A 19,756-nucleotide genomic window follows, 5' to 3' on the forward strand; every position below is an offset into this window, starting at 1 on the left:
CGGTAGATTTTTACGATAAGTTTAGACCGCACTTTTAAGAGGGCTATGCGTTTTCTTTGGCAAATTTTTGCATGAATTGGATCAATGCTTGTACCCCTTCAATCGGCATGGCGTTATAAATAGACGCGCGCATACCGCCTAACACTTTGTGTCCTTTTAACGCTTGTAATCCTGCTGCGGTGGCTTCTGCAACGAATTTTGCATTCAATTCGTCATTGCCCGTGGTGAAGGTCACGTTCATTAAAGAGCGGTTGGCTTTTGCCACGTTATTTTGGTAGAAATCGCTACCGTCTAAATAATCGTAAAGCAATTTAGCTTTGGCAAGGTTACGTTGTTCGATTTCCGGCAAACCACCGATAGACAATAAATGTTTGAACACTAAAGCACATAAATACCAAGCGAACGTTGGTGGCGTATTGATCATGGAATCGCTGTTTTTCTGCGTTTCATAATTCCAAATGGATGGCGTGGCTTTACGGGCTTTGCCAATTAAATCATCACGCACGATAACAATGGTGATCCCTGCCGGGCCAAGGTTTTTTTGCGCGCCGGCGTAAATTAAACCGAATTTGCTGATATCTATTTTGCGGGAAAGAATGGTAGAGGATAAGTCGCCCACTAATACGGCGTTGCCGACGTTTGGCACATCAAAAATTTCCACGCCACTGATAGTTTCGTTCGGGCAGTAGTGAACATAATCGTATTGTTCGGCAATATCGCTAAAATCAAGAGATTTGACTTTGAGTTCATCGCCCTGTTCTAAAATGTTGATTTCATCAATTTCACCGAAAGAACGGGCTTCTTTCGCTGCGGTAGCAGACCAGTGTCCACTGTTTAAATACAACGCTTTGCCGTTTTCACGCAATAAATTCATTGGAATGGCGGCAAATTGACCGCGCGCGCCGCCTTGTAAAAATAGTACTTGGTAGTTTTCAGGAATGTTATAGAGTTTGCGAAAATCCGCTTGGGATTGGGCGATTAATTCCATGAACAATTTGCCGCGGTGGCTCACTTCCATGACCGAGGTGCCTTGCCCCTGCCAGTTTAATAATTCTTGTTGTGCTTGTTCTAAAACTGCTTTGGGCATCATTGCCGGACCGGCACTGAAATTAAATACATTTGCCATGGGATTTCCTCTGATTTAGTGAAAAATTGATTTCAGTTTTATCACCTCACCGTTTTCTAATCAATGATTTTTACGGAAATTTTTTGAATTTATCGGGAGGGGAAATAATCCCCTTTTAAAACGGGGAATTTTTTGACGAAATCCACAAAAAAGGCTACATTATCGCCAATTCATTTTTACTATAAGGGAGCAAATCAATGGAAAACGTCAACAAGTCTTTTCAGGATGTTTTGGAGTATGTGCGTATGTATCGCTTAAAAAATAAACTGTTGCGCGATATGGACGATAACAATCGTAAGATTCGCGATAACCAAAAACGGGTGTTGTTGCTAGAGAACTTAGATCAATATATTCGTGATGATATGTCGATTCGAGATGTACGTACTATCATTGAAAGCATGCGGGATGATTACGAAAATCGTGTTGACGACTACATTATTCGCAACGCCGAATTATCTAAACAACGCCGCGAAATCAGTAGCAAAATGAAAAATCAAATTAATCCTCCCTGTGAATTTGCTAAAAAGTCGTAAATCTTACTATTTAATTTAACGAAACGCTGACTAAGTTCAGCGTTTTTTGTGGGTTTTATCGAGAAAATAAGATAAAAATAGACCGCACTCTGAATCTAAAAATCAAAGTGCGGTCTTTTTTTATGTGTTTTCTTTTGAACCTATTTAACTGTTCAATGCCGTATCGATTACAGCAAGAGCTTCTTCTATTGTTTCGCAATTCAAGAATTTTTGAATGTTTACGCCATCATCGCTGTTAGGATCGTCAAAGATTTGAGTAATTTCCATAATACCTTCCATGTGAGTATTGGAATCGCTGCCTGCAAGTGTCAGTAACACAGAAACAAATTCGCCGTCGAGATCCACCGGCCTACTTAACGTTGTTAGAGCAAAAGCAGTTTTAATCACACCTTCTTCCGGACGTGCGTGTGGCATAGCAAGCCCCGGAGCGATCACGATGTAAGGACCAAGTTTTTTTATATTATTGACGATATGCTCATAATAACGAGGTTCAATAGCGCCAGAGTCAACCAATAAATCCGTACCGATTTTTATGGCTTCTTCCCAAGTGTTTGCAGTTTGATTGAGTTTAATGGAATTATTTTCAATCAGTGATTCTTTTAACATGATGTTACTCCTTTTAAAGATGATTTCCCCTGTGGAACAGGGGAAATGGGTAACCGAACCGCGCTCGAGCAAGTTGATTGTAATATTGCTCTTTATTGTAGAATCTCAAAGTGCGGTCTTTTTTTAGGTGTTTTTACCCGACCACAAACGGCAGATAGCCTGCACGGATAGCGAATGGGATGGACGTAATGATTACGCCAAGAACTAAAACGAGCATCAATGTTACTTTGCCGCCCCAGACTTTATACGGCAAATTCGGGTGAATGCGGCGCGCTTTCCATACCAGCGAAACCGGAAGAACCACGGCGTAGAACGCAAACATTTGACCGGCATAGCCTAACGCTAAAATAAAACCTTGTGGGTAGAATAAGGCGAAGACGATTGGCGGAATGAACGTCATTAAACCTAAGGAAAAACGCCCTGCATCGATGTTAAAAGAACGTTTTAACAAGTCTTCAATACATTCTAATAAGCCAAGCCCCACACCCAAGAATGAGGTGATTAACGCCAAGGTGGAGAAGATCTTCACGGCGTTTGCCATCATACTGCTTTGGGTAATGGTTAACGTGGCAGTCACTAAGCCGTTCAGCGTGGCATCTTGTTGCAAGATTTGTAGAAACTCATTTTGTGTGAGCAAACCGTGGGTGGAGAGTTGCCATAAAATGTAGGCGAACAAGGTGATACCGGAACCCACTAAAATGGAAATGCGCAAGGCTTTGACATTGCCACCGAGGTATTTGTTTAAGCTTGGTATAGAACCGTGGAAACCAAACGCGGTGAAAAATACAGGGCTGGCGGAAATGATCAGCGCATTATCAATGGGCATTGCCATCAAGTTGTCGAGTTTAATTTCCGGCAACATCAAACTTAACACCATCACGAATGTGGCAATCATCACAAAGAACAACACACGGTTAATTTTATCTACGCTGTGCGTACCGATAATGATAAACGCGCCAAAGAAAAGGGTGAAAATCAATACGGCGACTTTGCCGGTGGTATCACGATCAACGATGGTTGGTAGCGTATCGGTCAACAAAGAACCGCCACCGCTGATGTAGGCCGCAATGAGCGCGTATAAAAAGACAATTAATACGGTGGTGGAAACAATCCGTCCCGGGCGACCGAAATATTGCTCTGCCAATGTGCCGATGCCGGCGTCACTTGGTGCGGTTTGGTAAAGCTCAACGAACAGCAACGCACTAAAGGTTAAAAGCGCCCAAAGCCCGAGCAGAAGAAATAAGGTAGCGCCAAAACCAATGCCGGCGGAGGTTAACGGCATGGCTAACATGCCTGCGCCAATCATGGTACCTGCCACGAGCAGCGTACTTCCCACTGTTTTATTCATAGATGTTCCTTATTGTGTATTTAAAAATTGACACTGATTGTATTTTAAATTTTACACTATGTAAAATAGAGAATGTGATATGACTCACAAAATGTTAATTTTCTATGAAGTTTTAGAGTGGTTTGTCTATGATTTAGAACCTTTGTTTGCTATTGAGCCTTTGCCATGGTATGGGGAAATGACTTTCAAAAGCTTGATATATCACCTATCAAAACAACATTATACTTTTGGTTATTGTGTAATGAATTATTTACGGCGTGCTGGCGAAATCACGTTATTGGATTAAAATAGTGAGATGGTAGTTATTTGAAAGGACAGGAAAATACCCGTCATTAAGGATATTTCTAGGTTAAAGTGCGGTTAGAAAAACGAATGGATTTTTAACCGCACTTTTGGCTTTATAAAAGAAGCATCAAGCAATGTCGGGGAATTGCTCTTGCATTAAGGCTTCAAAATCGGTGCAACCGCCAATGGATTTGTCGTCAATTAATACCTGCGGCACGGTGTGTACCGGTTTGCCGATGATTTTCGCAATGTCTTCTTTTGTCATGCCCTGTTCGATGATGTCGATGTAACGATAATCAACATTTTCCACGGCATTTTTTAGTTTTTCGGCTAAGTTTTTCGCACGTACGCAATACGGGCAACTTAAGCGTCCATAAATAGTAACAAACATAATTTTTCCTTGTTGTGATGAATCAGTAACGTGATTCTACGACCTCTCTAAAAAAGAATAAAGGGGTTTTGGGGAGAGCGCGTAATTAGTGTAAGATAGAGTCGATTTTGTGTTTGTTACAGTAAGGAATGTTTATGTCTGAGAAAAAACTTACTTCTTCGACGTTAGATTGTATTTTAGCTCACCGCTCTATTCGTCAATTTACTCATGAGCCTGTGTCTGACAAAGTGATTGAACAGCTTGTGAATGCAGCGCGTTTTGCCTCTACATCTAACCATTTGCAATGTGTTTCTATCGTGCGCATCACTGATCCGGCTATTCGTGAGCAAATGATGGCATACAGCTCCAATCAGGAATATGTGAAATTCGCCCCGGAGTTTTGGGTGTTCTGCGTTGATTTCCATAAACATAAACAAATTTGCCCAACAGCACAGTTGGGTTATGCGGAAGTGTTGCTCATCGGTGCGGTAGATACCGGTATCATGTCGCAAAATGTCTTGTTGGCGGCGGAAAGTTTAGGACTCGGTGGTGTGTATATCGGTTCTTTGCGTAATGAAATGGAAGCGGTTGGCAAGTTGTTAAATCTACCGGAACATTGTTTACCGATGGTGGGCATGTGTTTGGGGTATCCGGATCAGGATCCACCGACAAAACCACGTTTGCCGAAAGAAACCCTGTTCTTTGAAAACGCCTATCAGCCGTTGGATACCACTAAATTTGATGAATATAACGCCACCGTTGCGGAATATTATCGTCAGCGCAGCAACATTGACATGGATTGGTCGCGTAATGTGATTAAGAGCTTGGATAAGCCGATTCGCCCGAAAGTGTTGGCTTATTTGCAACAACAAGGTTTCATTAAAAAGTAATTTTTTATGAAATTGTTAATGTTGTGTCGTGAGCCGCGTTTGTACAGTTGTCAGCGGCTAAAACGTGCGGCGGAAGAAAACGGGCATCAAATGGATATTTGGGATCCGAATCGTTGCTTGATAAAACTTCTTAAAAATCCACCGCACTTTGCTTTGTATTATCAGGCAGACCTTGAAAGTGAGGCACAATTATTACCGCAATATGATGCAGTTTTGCCTCGTTTTGGCACGACCAGTATGCTCATGGGCTGTCGCGTATTGCATTATTTCCAAGCTTTAGGTATTCCTTGTCTGAATAATGTAGAGGCTTTTCGTCATGCTCGAGATAAGTGGCTGAGCCTACAGATGTTGTTACAACATGGCATTGCCGTGCCGGATTCTTTATTGGCAGGCATGGAAGTGGAGGCTAATCATGCGGTACAACACATCGGTGCCCCGACTATCTTGAAAACCTTAAGCGGTTCGCAAGGTATTGGCGTAATTTTGGCGGAGCGGGCACAAAGTGCGGTCAGTATTTTGGACACATTAAAGCAATCGGATGTGCCTGTCTTGTTGCAAGAATTTGTAACGGAAGCCAACGGCACCGATTTACGCTGTTTCGTGATTGGTGGACGGGTGGTTGCCGCCATGCAACGTGTCGGGCAGAACGGGGAGTTTCGCGCAAATTGCCACCGTGGCGCCACTGCAGAAAAAGTGATACTGACCGAACAGGAAAAGCAAATCGCTTTAAATGCCACGAAAGCCTTGGGCTTGGATGTTGCGGGGGTAGATTTAATTCGTTCGGCAAATGGCCCGTTGGTGTTGGAAGTAAACGCCAGCCCGGGGCTTGAAATGATTGAGAAAACCAGCGGTATTAATATCGCGTTGCAGATGATTTTATATTTAGAGCAGAAAACCCGTAATCAAGTGGGAGTAATAAAATGATTATTTATTTACATGGTTTTGATTCCAGCAGCCCCGGTAATCATGAAAAAGTCATGCAGTTAAAATTTATTGACAGCGACGTGCGTTTTATTAATTACAGCACCTTACACCCGCGTCATGACATGACTTTTTTGCTGAATGAGGTGCATAAACTGGTGTCTGAATCGAAAGATAAGAACCCGTTGATTTGCGGCGTTGGGTTGGGTGGCTACTGGGCGGAGCGTATTGGCTTCTTGTGCGGCATTAAACAGGCGATTTTCAACCCGAATTTATTCCCGCAAGAAAATATGACGGGCAAGATCGATCGTCCGGAAGAATACGAAGACATTTCTACTAAATGCGTGGAAAATTTCCGTATGAAGAATAAAGGTCGCTGTTTGGTATTTTTATCCGTTGAAGACGGCGTGCTGGATTCCAAGCGTAGTGCGGAGGTTTTATCCCCGTATTACGACATTGTGTGGGATGAAAAAGAAAGTCATAAATTCAAGCAAATTTCTCATCATTTACAGCAAATCAAAGCATTTAAAGAAGCGTAAGGTTTTGAGATAAAAAGAAGGGTAGCATTTCGCTACCCTTTATTTTTGTTTTTTAACCGAATTCCGGATTCTTATTATTTAACGGGAAATTAGGCGGTAATTGTGGACTGGCATCATCTTCGCTCAGTGGCGCAATTTCCGGTTGCGTTTTAAATTCCTCTGCCGGCGTGGCATTTTTTTCTTTGCCTAATAATTGCGGCTGTAATTTTATAAAATTGCTGTTTGGCGCTAACCAAATGCCGGCAAATAAGCGGCTAAATTCCGGATCAAATTCATGATCTAAAATCGAGTCGTTTAACATGAAATAGCCTTTATCCGGCAACGCAATGTAACGCAATACATCGTTTGGTGAGAAATCCGGGAAAATAGCTTGCATGTCTTTTAGCCACACATCACTTTTCGCTTTATCCGCTTTTAGAAATTCCATTTCTTTAATTAAACTAATCGCAAAATTTTTACCTTCAACGGGCTTTTCATATTTGAAAGAAAGCATGATAGGTAATTGATTTTCCTGATATGCACCATCTTCAGTCGCCAAATCAATGGAATAAACCAAGAACGGGCCCCAATTATAGTCGGCAGTACCCACATTGACCCAATGGGCTGAAAGTGCGGTAGGAAATAAGCTTAAAATAAACAGCAGCGATTTTAATTTCATAAAAAATCCGTCATAAAAATTTATGTGCGCGATTATAGCAAAAAAGACGGGAAATTGATCCCGTCTTCTTTACTCATGGCTTAATTTAACGCATCACGTTATTTTAAGCTGCCGACCATATCTTCCGGACGCACCCATTTATCGAAGTCTTCCGCAGAAACTAAGCCAAGATTAATGGCTTCTTCACGTAAGGTGGTACCGTTTTTGTGTGCGGTTTTCGCAATTTTTGCCGCATTTTCATAACCGATATGGGTATTAAGTGCGGTGACCAACATCAATGAATTTTCAAGTTGTTGTTTAATTCGAGGGTAGTTCGGTTCAATACCGGTTGCGCAGTGTTCGTCGAAAGAAACACAGGCATCTGCCAATAATTGAGCGGATTGTAAGAAGTTCGCAATCATTACCGGATTGAATACGTTCAATTGGAAGTGACCTTGAGATCCGACGAACGCGATCGTGGTGTCGTTACCAAACACTTGTGCACACACCATAGTCATGGCTTCACATTGGGTTGGGTTAACTTTACCCGGCATGATGGAAGAACCCGGTTCATTTTCCGGAATTAAGATTTCGCCGATACCGGAACGCGGACCGGATGCCAATAAACGAATGTCGTTGGCAATTTTGAATAAGCTCATAGCAAGTTGACGCAATGCTCCATGAGTTTCCACGATAGCATCATGCGCTGCCAAGGCTTCAAATTTGTTTTCTGCGGTGATGAACGGAAGACCGGTGAATTTAGCAATGTATTCAGCCACTTTCACATCATAGCCTTTCGGCGTATTCAAACCGGTACCCACTGCCGTGCCGCCAAGAGCTAATTGGCGTAAGTGCGGTAGGGTATTTTTCAATGCAAGTAAACCGAAGTGTAATTGCGCTGCATAGGCAGAGAATTCTTGACCTAATGTTAATGGGGTTGCATCCATTAAGTGCGTACGGCCGATTTTCACCACATCTTTAAAGGCTTCAGATTTTGCTGCAAAGGTTTTTTGTAAACGTTCTACGGCAGGAATAGTGGTTTCGACAACTTTTTTGTATGCGGCAATGTGCATTGCGGTTGGGAAAGTATCGTTGGAAGATTGGGATTTGTTCACATCATCATTCGGGTGAATAATGGATTTTTCGCCCAATTTGCCACCGTGTAAAACGTGAGCACGGTTTGCCACCACTTCGTTCACGTTCATGTTGGATTGCGTACCGGAACCGGTTTGCCAAATCACCAACGGGAATTGATCGTCTAATTTATTTGCTAAAATTTCATCGCAAGCTTGTGCGATTAAATCACGTTTTTCAGCAGGTAACACGCCTAAATCATGGTTGGCAAATGCCGCCGCTTTTTTCAAATAACCAAAGGCTTCGATGACTTCATGTGGCATAGATGCCGCAGGACCGATTTTGAAATTATTGCGGGAACGTTCGGTTTGAGCAGCCCAGTATTTGTCTGCCGGAACTTGAACTTCACCCATGGTGTCTTTTTCAATACGAAATGCCATTGTAATTACCTCTTATTGATTATTAATGAAAAGTCAGTCGAATTTTAACACCGCCTGACTCATCTATGAACTGAAATTACAAACAGAAAATCGGTTTTGTGACTTAGATCATAAAGTGCGGTCGGTTGCTGGCGAAAGGTTTCGGAAATTAACATTTTATATTTAGCCCGATTTCCGCTAAAATCTTGCAATTCATTTTTCCCCGTTTGGACTTGTTATTTATGCCGAAAAACGCGCAATTTTACCTGCTTTCCGACAGATCTCCTGCGCAGTCAAATTTGTCTGCTGTGGAAAGCCTTGCTTGCGATTTAGCGGCATCCGCTTGGCGTTTAGGAAAACGTGTTTTATTGGTGTGCGAAAGTGAAGCGCAGGCGCTCAATATTGATGAGGCGTTGTGGCAAAGAGAACCCGACGAGTTCGTTCCGCACAACCTTTCCGGAGAAGCCACCACGTATGCCACGCCTATTGAAATTAGTTGGATGGACAAACGCAATGCGCAAAGCCGTGATTTGCTGATTAATCTGCAACCGCAACTGCCGGAATACATTAATAGTTTTAACCAAATTATCGACTTTGTTCCTGTGGAAGAACAACCAAAAGCCTTGGCGCGTGAACGTTATAAACAACTGAGACAGTTGGGCTGGGCGTTGAGTACGGAGCAGGCATAACGATATAAAAAGACTCCCCTCTTTGCCAAAGAGGGGGATGGTTACAAAAAACGCTTAAAAAACTGACCGCACTTTTATGAACGACATTACTTTCTATCAACGCTTTGAAGCTGACATTCTCGCAGGGCGTAAAACCATCACCATTCGAGATAAATCCGAAAGCCACTTTAAAGCAGGCGATATTTTGCGAGTAGGGCGGTTTGAAGATAATCAATATTTCTGCACTATTGAAGTGTTAAGCGTTTCACCGATTACTCTTGATGAATTGACGGAACAGCATGCGAAGCAGGAGAATATGGGATTGGATGAGTTGAAAGAAGTGATTCGTGGGATTTATCCGAATGAAGAGGTGTTTTATGTTATTGAATTTATGAATGCCTACTCTCTTCTATAAAGAATAAGTTTTAATAAATGATATTAAGGGAAAATATATAATTACTAATTTTAATGATTTCAATGAGCTAGATACTATAGACGCTCCTCAGGCAGATGATTTACGTAAGGTTTATACTGTTACTTCTCTTATAGGTGGAGATCCCATTTTATCCAATAATGATCAATCGCTAGCATCGAAGATGGGAGTTGTAGATAGACAAGTTCGGTATTATAAATCAGCAGCTAGAATTTTAGGATTCTTAGATGCTAAAGATTGTTTAACGCAAGCAGGTTATAAGCTACTATCTTTTCCTGGTGATTTTATGGACACTATGGTGACAGCCTTTCAGTACAGTAATATAGGTAGTCTTTGGTGCGCGTATTATCGAGTAAATTCAGTGCTTGATGTTCCTCTTGACATAAATAGTGTTATTGAATTTTTAGATTATGCGTTTGGTGGTAATTTATCTGACTCTACTAAAAGAAGAAGAGCACAAACTCTCATCAAATGGGTAAACGAATATAAACAACACATACATACGCGGTAGGATACCTATGACACAAAAATTCGAAATGGCAGATCGCTTTGATGCATCTGCAGTAGAACAAGCCCTTTATCAACATTGGGAAGAGAGCGGTTATTTTAAACCGTCTGAAAATGAAAATGCGCCGAGCTATTGCATTGCGATTCCGCCACCGAATGTAACAGGTTCGCTACACATGGGGCACGCTTTCCAACAAACCTTAATGGATACCTTAATCCGTTTTAACCGTATGGAAGGGCATAACACGTTATGGCAAGCGGGGACAGACCATGCGGGTATTGCGACTCAAATGGTGGTGGAGCGTAAAATCGCCGCAGAAGAAGGTAAAACCCGCCACGATTATGGCCGTGAAGTATTCATCAATAAGATTTGGGATTGGAAAGCCTATTCTGGTGGCACAATCAGCCAACAAATGCGCCGTTTAGGCAACTCCATCGACTGGGAGCGTGAGCGTTTCACCATGGATGAGGGTTTATCTAATGCGGTAAAAGAAGTGTTTGTTCGCTTGCACGAGGAAGGGTTGATTTACCGTGGTAAACGCTTGGTAAACTGGGATCCAAAACTGCACACCGCAATTTCCGATTTAGAAGTAGAAAACAAAGAGAGCAAAGGTTCCCTTTGGCATTTCCGCTATCCGTTAGCTAACGGTGCAAAAACGGCAGATGGTAAAGATTATTTAGTGGTGGCAACCACGCGTCCGGAAACCATGTTGGGCGATACGGCGGTGGCGGTGCATCCTGAAGATGAGCGTTATCAATCTTTAATCGGTAAAACAGTCGTTCTGCCATTGGCTAATCGTGAAATTCCGATTATTGCGGATGAATATGTGGATCGTGAATTCGGTACGGGTGTGGTGAAAATTACCCCTGCGCACGACTTTAATGACTACGAAGTGGGTAAGCGTCACAGTTTGCCGATGGTCAACGTGTTAACCTTAAATGCAGATATTCGTGATGAAGCGGAAATTATCGGCACCGATGGCAAACCGCTTAGAGGCTATGAAGCGACTATTCCTACGGATTACCGTGGCTTAGAACGTTTTGCTGCACGTAAGAAAATCGTGGCAGATTTTGAAGCGCTAGGGTTATTAGACGAAATTAAACCGCATGATTTGAAAGTGCCTTATGGCGACCGTGGTGGTGTGCCAATCGAGCCGATGCTAACCGACCAATGGTATGTGAGCGTGAAACCGCTTGCTGATGTAGCGATTCAAGCGGTGGAAGACGGTGAAATCCAATTCGTGCCGAAACAATATGAAAACCTTTACTTCTCTTGGATGCGTGATATTCAAGATTGGTGTATCTCTCGCCAACTTTGGTGGGGCCACCGTATTCCGGCGTGGTATGACGCAGAAGGCAACGTTTATGTCGCTCGTAACGAAGCAGAAGTGCGGTCAAAATACAGCTTAGATTCTGCGCTGGAACTGAAACAAGATGAAGATGTGTTAGATACATGGTTCTCATCGGGCTTGTGGACGTTCTCAACTTTAGGCTGGCCGGAGCAAACCAAAGAACTCAAAATGTTCCACCCAACGGATGTGTTAATTACCGGCTTTGATATCATCTTCTTCTGGGTTGCCCGTATGATTATGTTTACGATGCACTTCGTGAAAGATGAAAACGGCAAACCGCAAGTACCGTTTAAAACCGTGTACGTAACGGGCTTAATCCGTGATGAGCAAGGCCAAAAAATGTCGAAATCGAAAGGTAATGTGCTTGATCCAATCGATATGATTGACGGCATTAGCCTTGAAGATTTACTTGAAAAACGCACCGGCAATATGATGCAACCGCAATTAGCGGAGAAAATCGCGAAAGCAACGCGCAAAGAATTTGCTGAGGGTATTGCCGCTCACGGCACAGACGCATTGCGCTTCACACTAGCCGCACTGGCTTCAAACGGTCGTGACATCAACTGGGATATGAAACGCCTAGAAGGCTATCGCAACTTCTGTAATAAATTGTGGAATGCAAGCCGTTTTGTGCTCACCAATGACAAATTAGATTTAAGCCAAGGTGAAATCGAATTCTCCGTGGCAGACCGTTGGATTCAATCCGAATTCAATCGCACAGTAGAAACGTTCCGTAGTGCATTAAGCCAATACCGTTTCGACCTTTGTGCCAATGCGATTTATGAATTCACTTGGAACCAATTCTGCGACTGGTATTTGGAACTCACCAAACCGGTATTTGCCAACGGCAACGCAGCGCAAATTCGTGCAGCAAGCCAAACTTTGGTTCATGTGTTGGAAAAATTATTGCGTTTAGCACACCCGCTCATGCCATTTATTACTGAAGAAATTTGGCAAAAAGTGAAAGGTTTTATGGGTATCACTGCCGACAGCATCATGTTGCAACCTTTCCCACAAGTGGAGGAAAACGCCTTTGATGCCGAGGCTGAAACCGATATCAATTGGCTCAAAGAAGTGATTGTTGCCGTGCGTAACATCCGTGCCGAGAGCAATATTGCACCAAGCAAAGGCCTCGATCTGTTATTCCGTAATATTCCAGCCGATGAGCAAAAAATACTGGAAAAACAGACCGCACTTTTACAAGCCATGGCGAAATTAGATAGCGTCAGCGTGCTTAAAGAAGGCGAACAAGCGCCATTGGCTGTGGCGAAGTTAGTCGGCAACACCGAAATCCTCGTGCCGATGGCAGGTTTCATCAACAAAGAAGCCGAGCTTGCCCGTTTAACCAAAGAGATTGAAAAATATCAAAACGAAGTTAAACGCATTGAAAGCAAACTCAGCAACGAAGCCTTCGTCGCCAAAGCCCCGGAAGCGGTTATCGCCAAAGAACGCGAAAAACAAGCCGAATACCAATCCGGATTAGAAAAAATTCGTGAACAGTATAAGGCGATTGAGGCGCTTTAACGCTAGCTATAAAAAACGTTGGTTTCTCCGACGTTTTTTCTTTTCAGAAACTAAAAGTGCGGTGAATTTCTACCGCACTTTTTTAACTTATCTTTTTCATCTGCATTTCTAATCCCATGAAAATAGGCTCGACAATTTCATTAGGCAATCCATGGGTATTTATTTCACTGATTCTTGGATATAGTGCACTGATTTCATGCAAAATATCTTCTACGGTTTCCTTTGCCAAACCTGCGAGTTTAGCGGTGTTGAAAATGTGGCGGAGCTGTATTTTATCCCATAAATAATGTTTATTTTCTCCGTGCCACGCCATTGCCATTTTGACTTTTTGCTTTTGTAGTCCGTTGTGTTTGATGAGCGGATAGGCGGACATCACGTCATAAAATGGTGTGAGACGATAGCGATTCTCTTGTTCCAAAAATAAACTGAAATTTTTGCCATGGCCGTCAATGGCACAAAGTAGCCAAAAAACAATTTGCGCTTTAAAAAACTGCTTGCGATCTGCTTGGGCGTTGGATGAACCGTTGAGGAGCGACATAATTTGCAGAATGCTCGGCCCGCCGTCATTTTCATATTTTCGTGCAGGAGCGATGTTGAGTGCTTGGCACATATCTTCCTGTGGTAAACGAATTAGCCAACTCCTATTTTCAGACCAACGGCGATCAAAGCGCTCCACAATCAGCACTTTCATTTCACCGAAATACTGAATTTGACTTCGAGGAACCGACAGATCGAAGGCTTTCATAATATTCAAGCAAAGCCATTCATTTTCACAGCTGCCGGAAAGATCAAGTTGCCCTTGTGCCACCATACCAATCGGAAGTTTAAAAATATGGCTGGTCGCGGTGGAATGCAAAGGGCGCTGCCATTGATTCTGATAATAAAGCAGCGCTGTTTTTTCCTGAGCTCCGGCTAAAGAAATTCGGAAATCCTCGCTTTCTTCCATGCCGAGAGGAAAAGTGCGGTAGTTTTTCAGTACGTTTTCCACCTCTTTGTCATTTAGCGGTTCTGCATAAATTTGACGTACCGAGCGGCTTTGCCCCTGATAAAGCTGAATTGCGCCAATACAATCCTGTCCAATCGCCGAAAGCAAATCAAATGGCGATTTCGTTGATGTTTGGAAACGTTGTTGAATGCGTGAACGGATCTGTTCGTTGTCTGGGAGGAGATTATCGAAGAAATTGTAAACGGAATCTCCTCGATAAATTTTGTGCGACAAAGGTAGTGACAATGAAATAGGGCGCGAACGCACAGACTCCAACCATTTTTCAGCGTATTGAAATTCGGTTGCGCCACTGGTCAGTTTTCGCCATTCACCGACTAACAAGCCATTCATGGCAACGTTTAGAATCGAGTTACTCATCACCATGCCTCATCGTCATCGTATGTTGCTGTTGGTTCTTTAATTGACAGGGCAGTATCAGATGATTTTTTGCGAGGTTGTACAATAAGCTCTAGCTCTAATCCTGCCAAAATCTTAAACAGCGTTTCTAATTTAGTACGCTCCGGCTCATTCTCAAACGCTGAAATTCTAGCTTGGGTAGTTCCGGCGAGTTTAGCAACATCGGTTTGTGAGAGCTCGCCTTGATAGCGAAATTCCCGAATGACATGAGAAAGCATTATTGCGGTGGTAATAACCATTTTTACTCCTTATACGGCATAGCGTATAGAATTCACTTTATACTTTATGGAGTATAAATTTGATTTTATATCTTGTAAAGTATAAATTATGTTTTATATCTTATGAGATATAAATTATAAAATGATTAAAATTTCCACCGCACTTTTTTCTCAGCTATTTTTCTCCTTTTACCGTTTCAACCCAGCGCTCAATTAAGCGTTTGCTTTCAGCATCGGAACCAAAACGGATAAAATCAATATCCAATAATTTTAATTTGCTTGGATCGCTGGCTTTTGGGGAGGCTTTTGCATGAATATTAGCAGGGATTTGGTAAGAGTCAGATTCGCGCCATGGGATTTCTTGCGCTTCGGTGTCGAGAACGAAGTCTACGAAGTGTTTGGCATTTTCTAGATTACGTGCGCCTTTGATAATGCTTACCGACCCTAACGTGTAGCCCACGCCTTCACAAGGTAAAATGCCTTTTACCGGTGCGCCCTTGCCTTTTTCACGTACATAGCCGTGCATAAAGGCAATATCAACGCCCACTTCACCGGTCGCTAAGTTGCCGGTGGCTAAGCCACTTTTGGAATATTGGGCCACGTTCGCATTGAGTTTTTTCAAGTAATCAAACGCTTTTTCTTCGCCCCAAAGCTGCACTAATGTCGTCAGAAAAGAATAGCCCGTGCCGGATACGCGAGGATCGGCATATTGAATTTGATTTTTGAATTCCGGTTTAAGTAAATCGGCAAAGCATTTTGGTTCCGGAATATTGAGCTGTTTTAATTTTTCCGTATTTACGCCAATGGCGACTTCCATTAAATAGATGATTGATGTGTAATCGCCTCGTTCATCCATTAATTTCTTAAATTGCGGCATGATGTTTTTTTGTAACGGAGAACGATAGGTTGCGAGCAAACCTTGATCGGCGGCTTGTAAGTGTGGTTCAAATGTGCCGCCAAACCATACATCTGCTTGTGGATTTTCTTTTTCTGCTTTGATTTTACCGAGTACGGTGCCAGTGCTGTTTCGTACAAATTGGGCATCAACGTTGTATTTTTCGGCAAAGCGTTTCGTGACTTTTTCACAGGTGACATTTTGTACGCTGCAATAAATGGTCAGCTTGCCTTCCGCTTGGGCGTTGTGTGTGTAAAACAACATTGGAAGTAAGAAAAGTGCGGTTGTTTTTAAGGATGTTTTTAGTGGTGAATAATTTTTAGAAAGCTTGGTCATTGATTTAATCCTTGGTGAGATTGAAAAACAAAACCAGCTAACAACTAAACGGGGAAATAGGCTGAAAGAAGCCATGGAAGCAGAGTGAAGTGCATTAGTTTCCTACGTCAGTGCTAACTGTATCAGGTTCACGGGTATTTCTCAGCTCCGTTATTTAAGCCAATGGAGCACCCCGACTAACGCGCATTACTATAGGTGTTTGTTATTGATTTGTAAATAAAAGTGAAAAATATTTATTTTTTAGACCGCACTTTAGCTGCGGCTTCCAAAAGGTGGTTTGGCAAACCAGACCAAAATAAATAACACCAAAAACAGCACGGCGGATAACCAGAAAATCTCGTTGGCGCCGAGGATAAAACCTTGCGATGTAATGTTACGAGCAAGCAGGGAAGAGGTTTGTTCTTCGCCCATGCCAAAACGCTCCATCATCTGGTAGTACTGTTGTGCAGTAGGGTTATACGGCGTAATGGCTTCAGTCAGCTGTGAGTGGTGAACGGCTTCACGGTTATACCACAAGAATGTAGTAAGGGAAGTACCGATGGAGCCGGCAAGGGTACGCAAAAAGTTAAACAAGCTTGAGGCGGATGCCATTTTGTGTGCCGGTAAATCGGACAGCGTAATAGTCGTAAGTGGCATGAAAAAACAGGCGACGGCTAACCCTTGCACCATTTGTGGCAGTGCTACATCGGCAAAACTCATTCCTGGTTCAAAGGTAACGGCGCGCCAATAAAAGGTAATGGCATAGACCACAAAGCTGACGGTGACCAAAATACGCATATCGATTTTATGGCCAAATTTTCCGATAAGAGGCGATAACAAAATAGGAAAGAGCCCTACGGGGGCGGATGCTAAACCTGCCCAAGTGGCGGTGTAACCAAAAACCTGTTGCAACAACAAGGGAATTAATACGACGGAGCCGAGGTAAATTAAAAATGCCAAGCTGGTGGATAAACAGCCCACAGTGAAATTGCGTTTCTTGAATAGGGAAATATCTACTACCGGGTTGTCGTCTGTCAGTTCCCAAATGACAAGCGCGGTTAAGGTTACGGCGGAAATGACAGCAAGGATAATGATTTCAGTGGAGTTGAACCAATCTTGTTCACGCCCTTGATCTAGCATTAATTGCAAGCAGCCTACACCCAAAACCAATAAGACTAATCCCACCGTATCAATCGGTTGGTGCTGAATTTTACTTTCTCGTGGCATTAATATTTTCCAACTGGTACTGATAATGAACAGTCCAACGGGCACATTAATAAAGAAGATCCACCCCCAATGTAAATTATCACTGATCCAACCACCGAGAATGGGACCGAAAATCGGTGCAACTACTATGGTCATTGCCCAAAATGCCAATGCCATGCCCCGTTTTTCCGGAGGATAGTTATTGAGTAGTAAACTCTGAGACAGCGGAATAATCGGGCCTGCCGCTAATCCTTGGAAAATACGGCACAGAATCAACATTTCCAAGTTATGGGAAATGCCGCATAACCAAGAGGCTAAAACAAAAAGTGCGGTGGAAATGAGGAATAATTTTACTTCCCCGAAACGTTTGGCAAGCCAGCCGGTAATGGGAATAGAAATGGCATTGGCGACGCCGAAAGAGGTAATCACCCAAGTACCTTGGCTGAACGATGCGCCGAGATCGCCCGAAATCGTGGGGATCGCCACGTTTGCAATGGTGGAATCCAATACTTGCATGAACGTGGCAAGAGACAGCGCTAACGTAATGATGCCAAGGGCAGCACCTTCAATGGGTTTTTGCATGATGGGCAAGCCTTAGTTTGTGTTGTCGCGAATAATTTTTTCGATGAGATTTTCCACCGCACTTTGATCATAATTCAACGTATTCGTGGAATAGAGCGGCGCAGTACGTTTTTGTTGCGACAACATTTCACCGTTGGTATCTGAAATATTCACTTCAACTAAGGTAGATAAGCCAATACGCAACGGGTAGCGAGCGGTTTGTTGTGCATCTAGGCTAATACGGACAGGCACGCGTTGCACCACTTTGATCCAGTTACCGGTGGCATTTTGGGCAGGGAGCAAAGAAAATGCGCTGCCGGTGCCCATTTCGATGCCTTCTACTTTGCCGTCAAATTTCACGTCATGACCGTATAAATCAAAGGATAATTTCACCGGTTGACCGATGCGCATGTCTTTTAATTGCGTTTCCTTGAAATTGGCATCTACCCACATTTGTTCGTTGGAAACAATCGCCATCAGCGCGCTACCCACGGCAACTTTTTGTCCCACTTGTGTGCTTCGGCGCGCCACATAGCCATCGACCGGGCTAGTGATTTTGGTGCGTTGTAAATTGAGCCACGCCTGTTTTACGGAACTGATGGCTTTTTGAATTTCCGGCTGTTCTTTCAGCGGCACATTCATTAATAAAGATTTATTAGCAGCAAGTTGGTTTTTAACCGCTTTTAAGTTGGCCTCCGCTGTCATTACAGCTTCTCTTGCGTGTTGTAGTGATTCTTTATCAATCGCTCCGCTTTTTCCTAACTGTTCACGGCGCGCTAAATCGCCTTGGGCTTTCGTCAACGCCGTTTGGTTGGCTTGAACCGTTGCTTCCAGTTGTTTCACGGTGTAGCCGAGTTGCGAAATTTGGCGTACTGCACTTGCTAAGGTATTTTGTGCTTGGTTAAAACTCAGTTGATAATCCGTGTCATCCAATTCAAGTAACACATCTCCGGCATGCACAAAATCCATGTTTTCTGCATTAATTTGTCGTACGTTTCCGGCAATTTGCGAAGAAATCATCACCTGATTGCCGCTCACATAAGCGTCTTCTGTGGTTTGATAATTTTTAATAAAAAAGAACCAATATAATCCGGTGAGAACGGTGATAAGGATGAGGATAAAAAAGAAAATACTTAACGCTTTTTTACGTGTATTTTTGGGGTTGGAAACCGTTGGTTTACTTACTTCTGTCATTTATGTTCCTTTTTTAATAGATTTTGTAAATTGTTTTTTATTATTCAATTTTTATTATCTATCAATTCTATTCGGTGTAACAATTAGCGCTATTATGTGCTTTTTTCTATACTTACGCCAACAAAAACGAACGATTTTGGTTTTATATCGTTCATCTTTTTATAAATTAACAAAGTATAGGAGAATACATTATGTCAAAAACAATGATTGGTTTAGATACCGCAAAATCTGAAGTCTTAGCTGCAAAATTAAATGAATTATTAGCCACTTACCAAGTGTTTTATACCAATGTACGTGGTTATCACTGGAATATTAAAGACGTGAACTTCTTTGAATTACACGCAAAATTTGAAGAAATTTATACTGATCTTGTTGAAAAAGTGGATGAAGTCGCAGAGCGTATTTTGACCTTGGGCTACACACCAAACAATGCGTTCAGCCAATATTTAAGCCATTCCCGTATTAAAGAAGAAATTGCAGTGAGCAGTGCGGCGGCCTGTTTAAGAGGTACTTTAGAAGGTTTCAAAGTCTTGTTGATCCAACAACGTGAAATTCTTGCTTTTGCTGCGGATGCTGATGACGAAGGCACCGCTTCACAAATGAGTGATTACATTAAAGAGCAAGAAAAATTAGTTTGGATGTTCCAAGCTGCTTGCCAAACTTGTGCAAACTAAAACATCGCCTGCATAAAAGAAAATCCTGCTTAAGCTTGATGTTTAAGCAGGATTTTTTA

Annotated in this window: 20 protein-coding genes and 1 riboswitch; of the genes, 9 read left to right on the forward strand and 11 right to left on the reverse strand. The window is 42.6% G+C overall.

The genetic code is table 11. From position 1 onward, the window contains the following. Positions 1-43: 43 nt before the first annotated feature. Positions 44-1,126 carry a 3-phosphoserine/phosphohydroxythreonine transaminase gene (gene serC / locus DK415_RS01360; RefSeq protein ID WP_109432103.1) on the reverse strand — a complete coding sequence of 361 codons (1,083 nt, stop codon included), beginning with the start codon at positions 1,124-1,126 and terminating at the stop codon, positions 44-46. 197 nt (positions 1,127-1,323) lie between these two features. Here serC and DK415_RS01365 point away from each other — a divergent pair, with 197 nt between their 5' ends. Continuing rightward, positions 1,324-1,659 (forward strand): DUF496 family protein, encoded by a 336-nt coding sequence (locus DK415_RS01365; protein WP_006718920.1) that lies wholly within the window; start codon positions 1,324-1,326, stop codon positions 1,657-1,659. A 144-nt stretch (positions 1,660-1,803) separates the two neighbouring features. Here the strand turns inward: DK415_RS01365 and DK415_RS01370 are convergent, their stop codons facing one another. The 3 genes from DK415_RS01370 to DK415_RS01385 all read right to left on the reverse strand — a co-directional run bounded on the left by DK415_RS01370 (position 1,804) and on the right by DK415_RS01385 (position 4,289). Beyond that, complete coding sequence (locus DK415_RS01370) at positions 1,804-2,265, reverse strand: PTS sugar transporter subunit IIA (RefSeq protein ID WP_109432104.1); 462 nt, start codon at positions 2,263-2,265, stop codon at positions 1,804-1,806. 133 nt (positions 2,266-2,398) lie between these two features. Then, a complete protein-coding gene (locus DK415_RS01375) occupies positions 2,399-3,613 on the reverse strand; it encodes an aromatic amino acid transporter (protein WP_109432105.1) in 1,215 nt (404 codons plus the stop codon). A gap of 412 nt (positions 3,614-4,025) precedes the next feature. Beyond that, positions 4,026-4,289 carry a GrxA family glutaredoxin gene (locus DK415_RS01385; protein WP_109432107.1) on the reverse strand — a complete coding sequence of 88 codons (264 nt, stop codon included), beginning with the start codon at positions 4,287-4,289 and terminating at the stop codon, positions 4,026-4,028. A 134-nt stretch (positions 4,290-4,423) separates the two neighbouring features. Between DK415_RS01385 and nfsA the strand changes: the two genes are divergently transcribed. The 3 genes from nfsA to ycfP are packed head-to-tail and all read left to right on the forward strand — an operon-like array spanning position 4,424 to position 6,618. Further along, a complete protein-coding gene (gene nfsA, locus DK415_RS01390) occupies positions 4,424-5,158 on the forward strand; it encodes an oxygen-insensitive NADPH nitroreductase (RefSeq protein WP_109432108.1) in 735 nt (244 codons plus the stop codon). 6 nt (positions 5,159-5,164) lie between these two features. After that, complete coding sequence (locus DK415_RS01395) at positions 5,165-6,082, forward strand: ATP-grasp domain-containing protein (RefSeq protein ID WP_109432109.1); 918 nt, start codon at positions 5,165-5,167, stop codon at positions 6,080-6,082. After that, the gene (gene ycfP, locus DK415_RS01400) at positions 6,079-6,618 is read left to right on the forward strand and encodes an alpha/beta hydrolase YcfP (protein ID WP_109432110.1); all 540 of its coding nucleotides are present in this window, start codon (positions 6,079-6,081) and stop codon (positions 6,616-6,618) included. The genes DK415_RS01395 and ycfP overlap by 4 nt, the downstream gene beginning before the upstream one ends. Positions 6,619-6,670: 52 nt before the next feature. Here ycfP and DK415_RS01405 read toward each other — a convergent pair whose 3' ends face one another. Together DK415_RS01405 and fumC are read right to left on the reverse strand one after the other, a co-directional pair. Further along, on the reverse strand, positions 6,671-7,276 hold the full coding sequence (locus DK415_RS01405; RefSeq protein ID WP_109432111.1) for a hypothetical protein: 606 nt from the start codon (positions 7,274-7,276) through the stop codon (positions 6,671-6,673). Positions 7,277-7,374: 98 nt separating this feature from the next. Beyond that, positions 7,375-8,769, reverse strand: a complete 1,395-nt coding sequence (gene fumC, locus DK415_RS01410; RefSeq protein ID WP_109128058.1) for a class II fumarate hydratase — start codon at positions 8,767-8,769, stop codon at positions 7,375-7,377. A 221-nt stretch (positions 8,770-8,990) separates the two neighbouring features. Here fumC and DK415_RS01415 point away from each other — a divergent pair, with 221 nt between their 5' ends. From DK415_RS01415 to DK415_RS01430, 4 genes are all read left to right on the forward strand, one after another. Further along, entirely contained in the window at positions 8,991-9,437 is a 447-nt protein-coding gene (locus DK415_RS01415; RefSeq protein WP_109432112.1) for a DNA polymerase III subunit chi, read from the forward strand. Positions 9,438-9,513: 76 nt separating this feature from the next. Further along, on the forward strand, positions 9,514-9,831 hold the full coding sequence (gene yqfB / locus DK415_RS01420; RefSeq protein WP_109432113.1) for a N(4)-acetylcytidine aminohydrolase: 318 nt from the start codon (positions 9,514-9,516) through the stop codon (positions 9,829-9,831). A gap of 181 nt (positions 9,832-10,012) precedes the next feature. After that, positions 10,013-10,360: a hypothetical protein gene (locus DK415_RS01425; RefSeq protein WP_109432114.1), complete on the forward strand. Its 348-nt coding sequence runs from the start codon at positions 10,013-10,015 to the stop codon at positions 10,358-10,360. Between the two features lie 7 nt (positions 10,361-10,367). Next, on the forward strand, positions 10,368-13,232 hold the full coding sequence (locus DK415_RS01430; protein WP_109432115.1) for a valine--tRNA ligase: 2,865 nt from the start codon (positions 10,368-10,370) through the stop codon (positions 13,230-13,232). A gap of 82 nt (positions 13,233-13,314) precedes the next feature. Here the strand turns inward: DK415_RS01430 and DK415_RS01435 are convergent, their stop codons facing one another. The 5 genes from DK415_RS01435 to DK415_RS01455 all read right to left on the reverse strand — a co-directional run bounded on the left by DK415_RS01435 (position 13,315) and on the right by DK415_RS01455 (position 19,023). Further along, positions 13,315-14,595, reverse strand: a complete 1,281-nt coding sequence (locus tag DK415_RS01435; protein WP_109432116.1) for a type II toxin-antitoxin system HipA family toxin — start codon at positions 14,593-14,595, stop codon at positions 13,315-13,317. Next, complete coding sequence (locus tag DK415_RS01440) at positions 14,595-14,873, reverse strand: helix-turn-helix domain-containing protein (RefSeq protein WP_109432117.1); 279 nt, start codon at positions 14,871-14,873, stop codon at positions 14,595-14,597. Before DK415_RS01440 ends, DK415_RS01435 begins: the two co-directional genes overlap by 1 nt. 154 nt (positions 14,874-15,027) lie before the next feature. After that, positions 15,028-16,083, reverse strand: a complete 1,056-nt coding sequence (locus DK415_RS01445; RefSeq protein ID WP_109432118.1) for an ABC transporter substrate-binding protein — start codon at positions 16,081-16,083, stop codon at positions 15,028-15,030. Positions 16,084-16,165: 82 nt separating this feature from the next. Beyond that, positions 16,166-16,268, reverse strand: a riboswitch (TPP riboswitch). A 67-nt stretch (positions 16,269-16,335) separates the two neighbouring features. After that, complete coding sequence (locus DK415_RS01450; RefSeq protein ID WP_162540450.1) at positions 16,336-17,853, reverse strand: DHA2 family efflux MFS transporter permease subunit; 1,518 nt, start codon at positions 17,851-17,853, stop codon at positions 16,336-16,338. Positions 17,854-17,862: 9 nt separating this feature from the next. Continuing rightward, the gene (locus DK415_RS01455) at positions 17,863-19,023 is read right to left on the reverse strand and encodes an EmrA/EmrK family multidrug efflux transporter periplasmic adaptor subunit (protein WP_109432120.1); all 1,161 of its coding nucleotides are present in this window, start codon (positions 19,021-19,023) and stop codon (positions 17,863-17,865) included. Between the two features lie 191 nt (positions 19,024-19,214). Here DK415_RS01455 and DK415_RS01460 point away from each other — a divergent pair, with 191 nt between their 5' ends. Then, a complete protein-coding gene (locus DK415_RS01460; protein ID WP_109432121.1) occupies positions 19,215-19,697 on the forward strand; it encodes a Dps family protein in 483 nt (160 codons plus the stop codon). Positions 19,698-19,756: the final 59 nt, after the last annotated feature.

Origin of the sequence: Aggregatibacter segnis (assembly GCF_003130075.1) — a bacterium.
GTDB classification, from domain to species: Bacteria; Pseudomonadota; Gammaproteobacteria; order Enterobacterales; family Pasteurellaceae; genus Aggregatibacter; species Aggregatibacter segnis_A.

Coding starts and splice junctions, on each gene's coding strand:
- serC (WP_109432103.1), bottom strand. CDS start 1,126: ATGGCAAATGTATTTAATTTCAGTGCCGGTCCGGCAATGATGCCCAAA.
- DK415_RS01365 (WP_006718920.1), top strand. CDS start 1,324: ATGGAAAACGTCAACAAGTCTTTTCAGGATGTTTTGGAGTATGTGCGT.
- DK415_RS01370 (WP_109432104.1), bottom strand. CDS start 2,265: ATGTTAAAAGAATCACTGATTGAAAATAATTCCATTAAACTCAATCAA.
- DK415_RS01375 (WP_109432105.1), bottom strand. CDS start 3,613: ATGAATAAAACAGTGGGAAGTACGCTGCTCGTGGCAGGTACCATGATT.
- DK415_RS01385 (WP_109432107.1), bottom strand. CDS start 4,289: ATGTTTGTTACTATTTATGGACGCTTAAGTTGCCCGTATTGCGTACGT.
- nfsA (WP_109432108.1), top strand. CDS start 4,424: ATGTCTGAGAAAAAACTTACTTCTTCGACGTTAGATTGTATTTTAGCT.
- DK415_RS01395 (WP_109432109.1), top strand. CDS start 5,165: ATGAAATTGTTAATGTTGTGTCGTGAGCCGCGTTTGTACAGTTGTCAG.
- ycfP (WP_109432110.1), top strand. CDS start 6,079: ATGATTATTTATTTACATGGTTTTGATTCCAGCAGCCCCGGTAATCAT.
- DK415_RS01405 (WP_109432111.1), bottom strand. CDS start 7,276: ATGAAATTAAAATCGCTGCTGTTTATTTTAAGCTTATTTCCTACCGCA.
- fumC (WP_109128058.1), bottom strand. CDS start 8,769: ATGGCATTTCGTATTGAAAAAGACACCATGGGTGAAGTTCAAGTTCCG.
- DK415_RS01415 (WP_109432112.1), top strand. CDS start 8,991: ATGCCGAAAAACGCGCAATTTTACCTGCTTTCCGACAGATCTCCTGCG.
- yqfB (WP_109432113.1), top strand. CDS start 9,514: ATGAACGACATTACTTTCTATCAACGCTTTGAAGCTGACATTCTCGCA.
- DK415_RS01425 (WP_109432114.1), top strand. CDS start 10,013: ATGGGAGTTGTAGATAGACAAGTTCGGTATTATAAATCAGCAGCTAGA.
- DK415_RS01430 (WP_109432115.1), top strand. CDS start 10,368: ATGACACAAAAATTCGAAATGGCAGATCGCTTTGATGCATCTGCAGTA.
- DK415_RS01435 (WP_109432116.1), bottom strand. CDS start 14,595: ATGAGTAACTCGATTCTAAACGTTGCCATGAATGGCTTGTTAGTCGGT.
- DK415_RS01440 (WP_109432117.1), bottom strand. CDS start 14,873: ATGGTTATTACCACCGCAATAATGCTTTCTCATGTCATTCGGGAATTT.
- DK415_RS01445 (WP_109432118.1), bottom strand. CDS start 16,083: ATGACCAAGCTTTCTAAAAATTATTCACCACTAAAAACATCCTTAAAA.
- DK415_RS01455 (WP_109432120.1), bottom strand. CDS start 19,023: ATGACAGAAGTAAGTAAACCAACGGTTTCCAACCCCAAAAATACACGT.
- DK415_RS01460 (WP_109432121.1), top strand. CDS start 19,215: ATGTCAAAAACAATGATTGGTTTAGATACCGCAAAATCTGAAGTCTTA.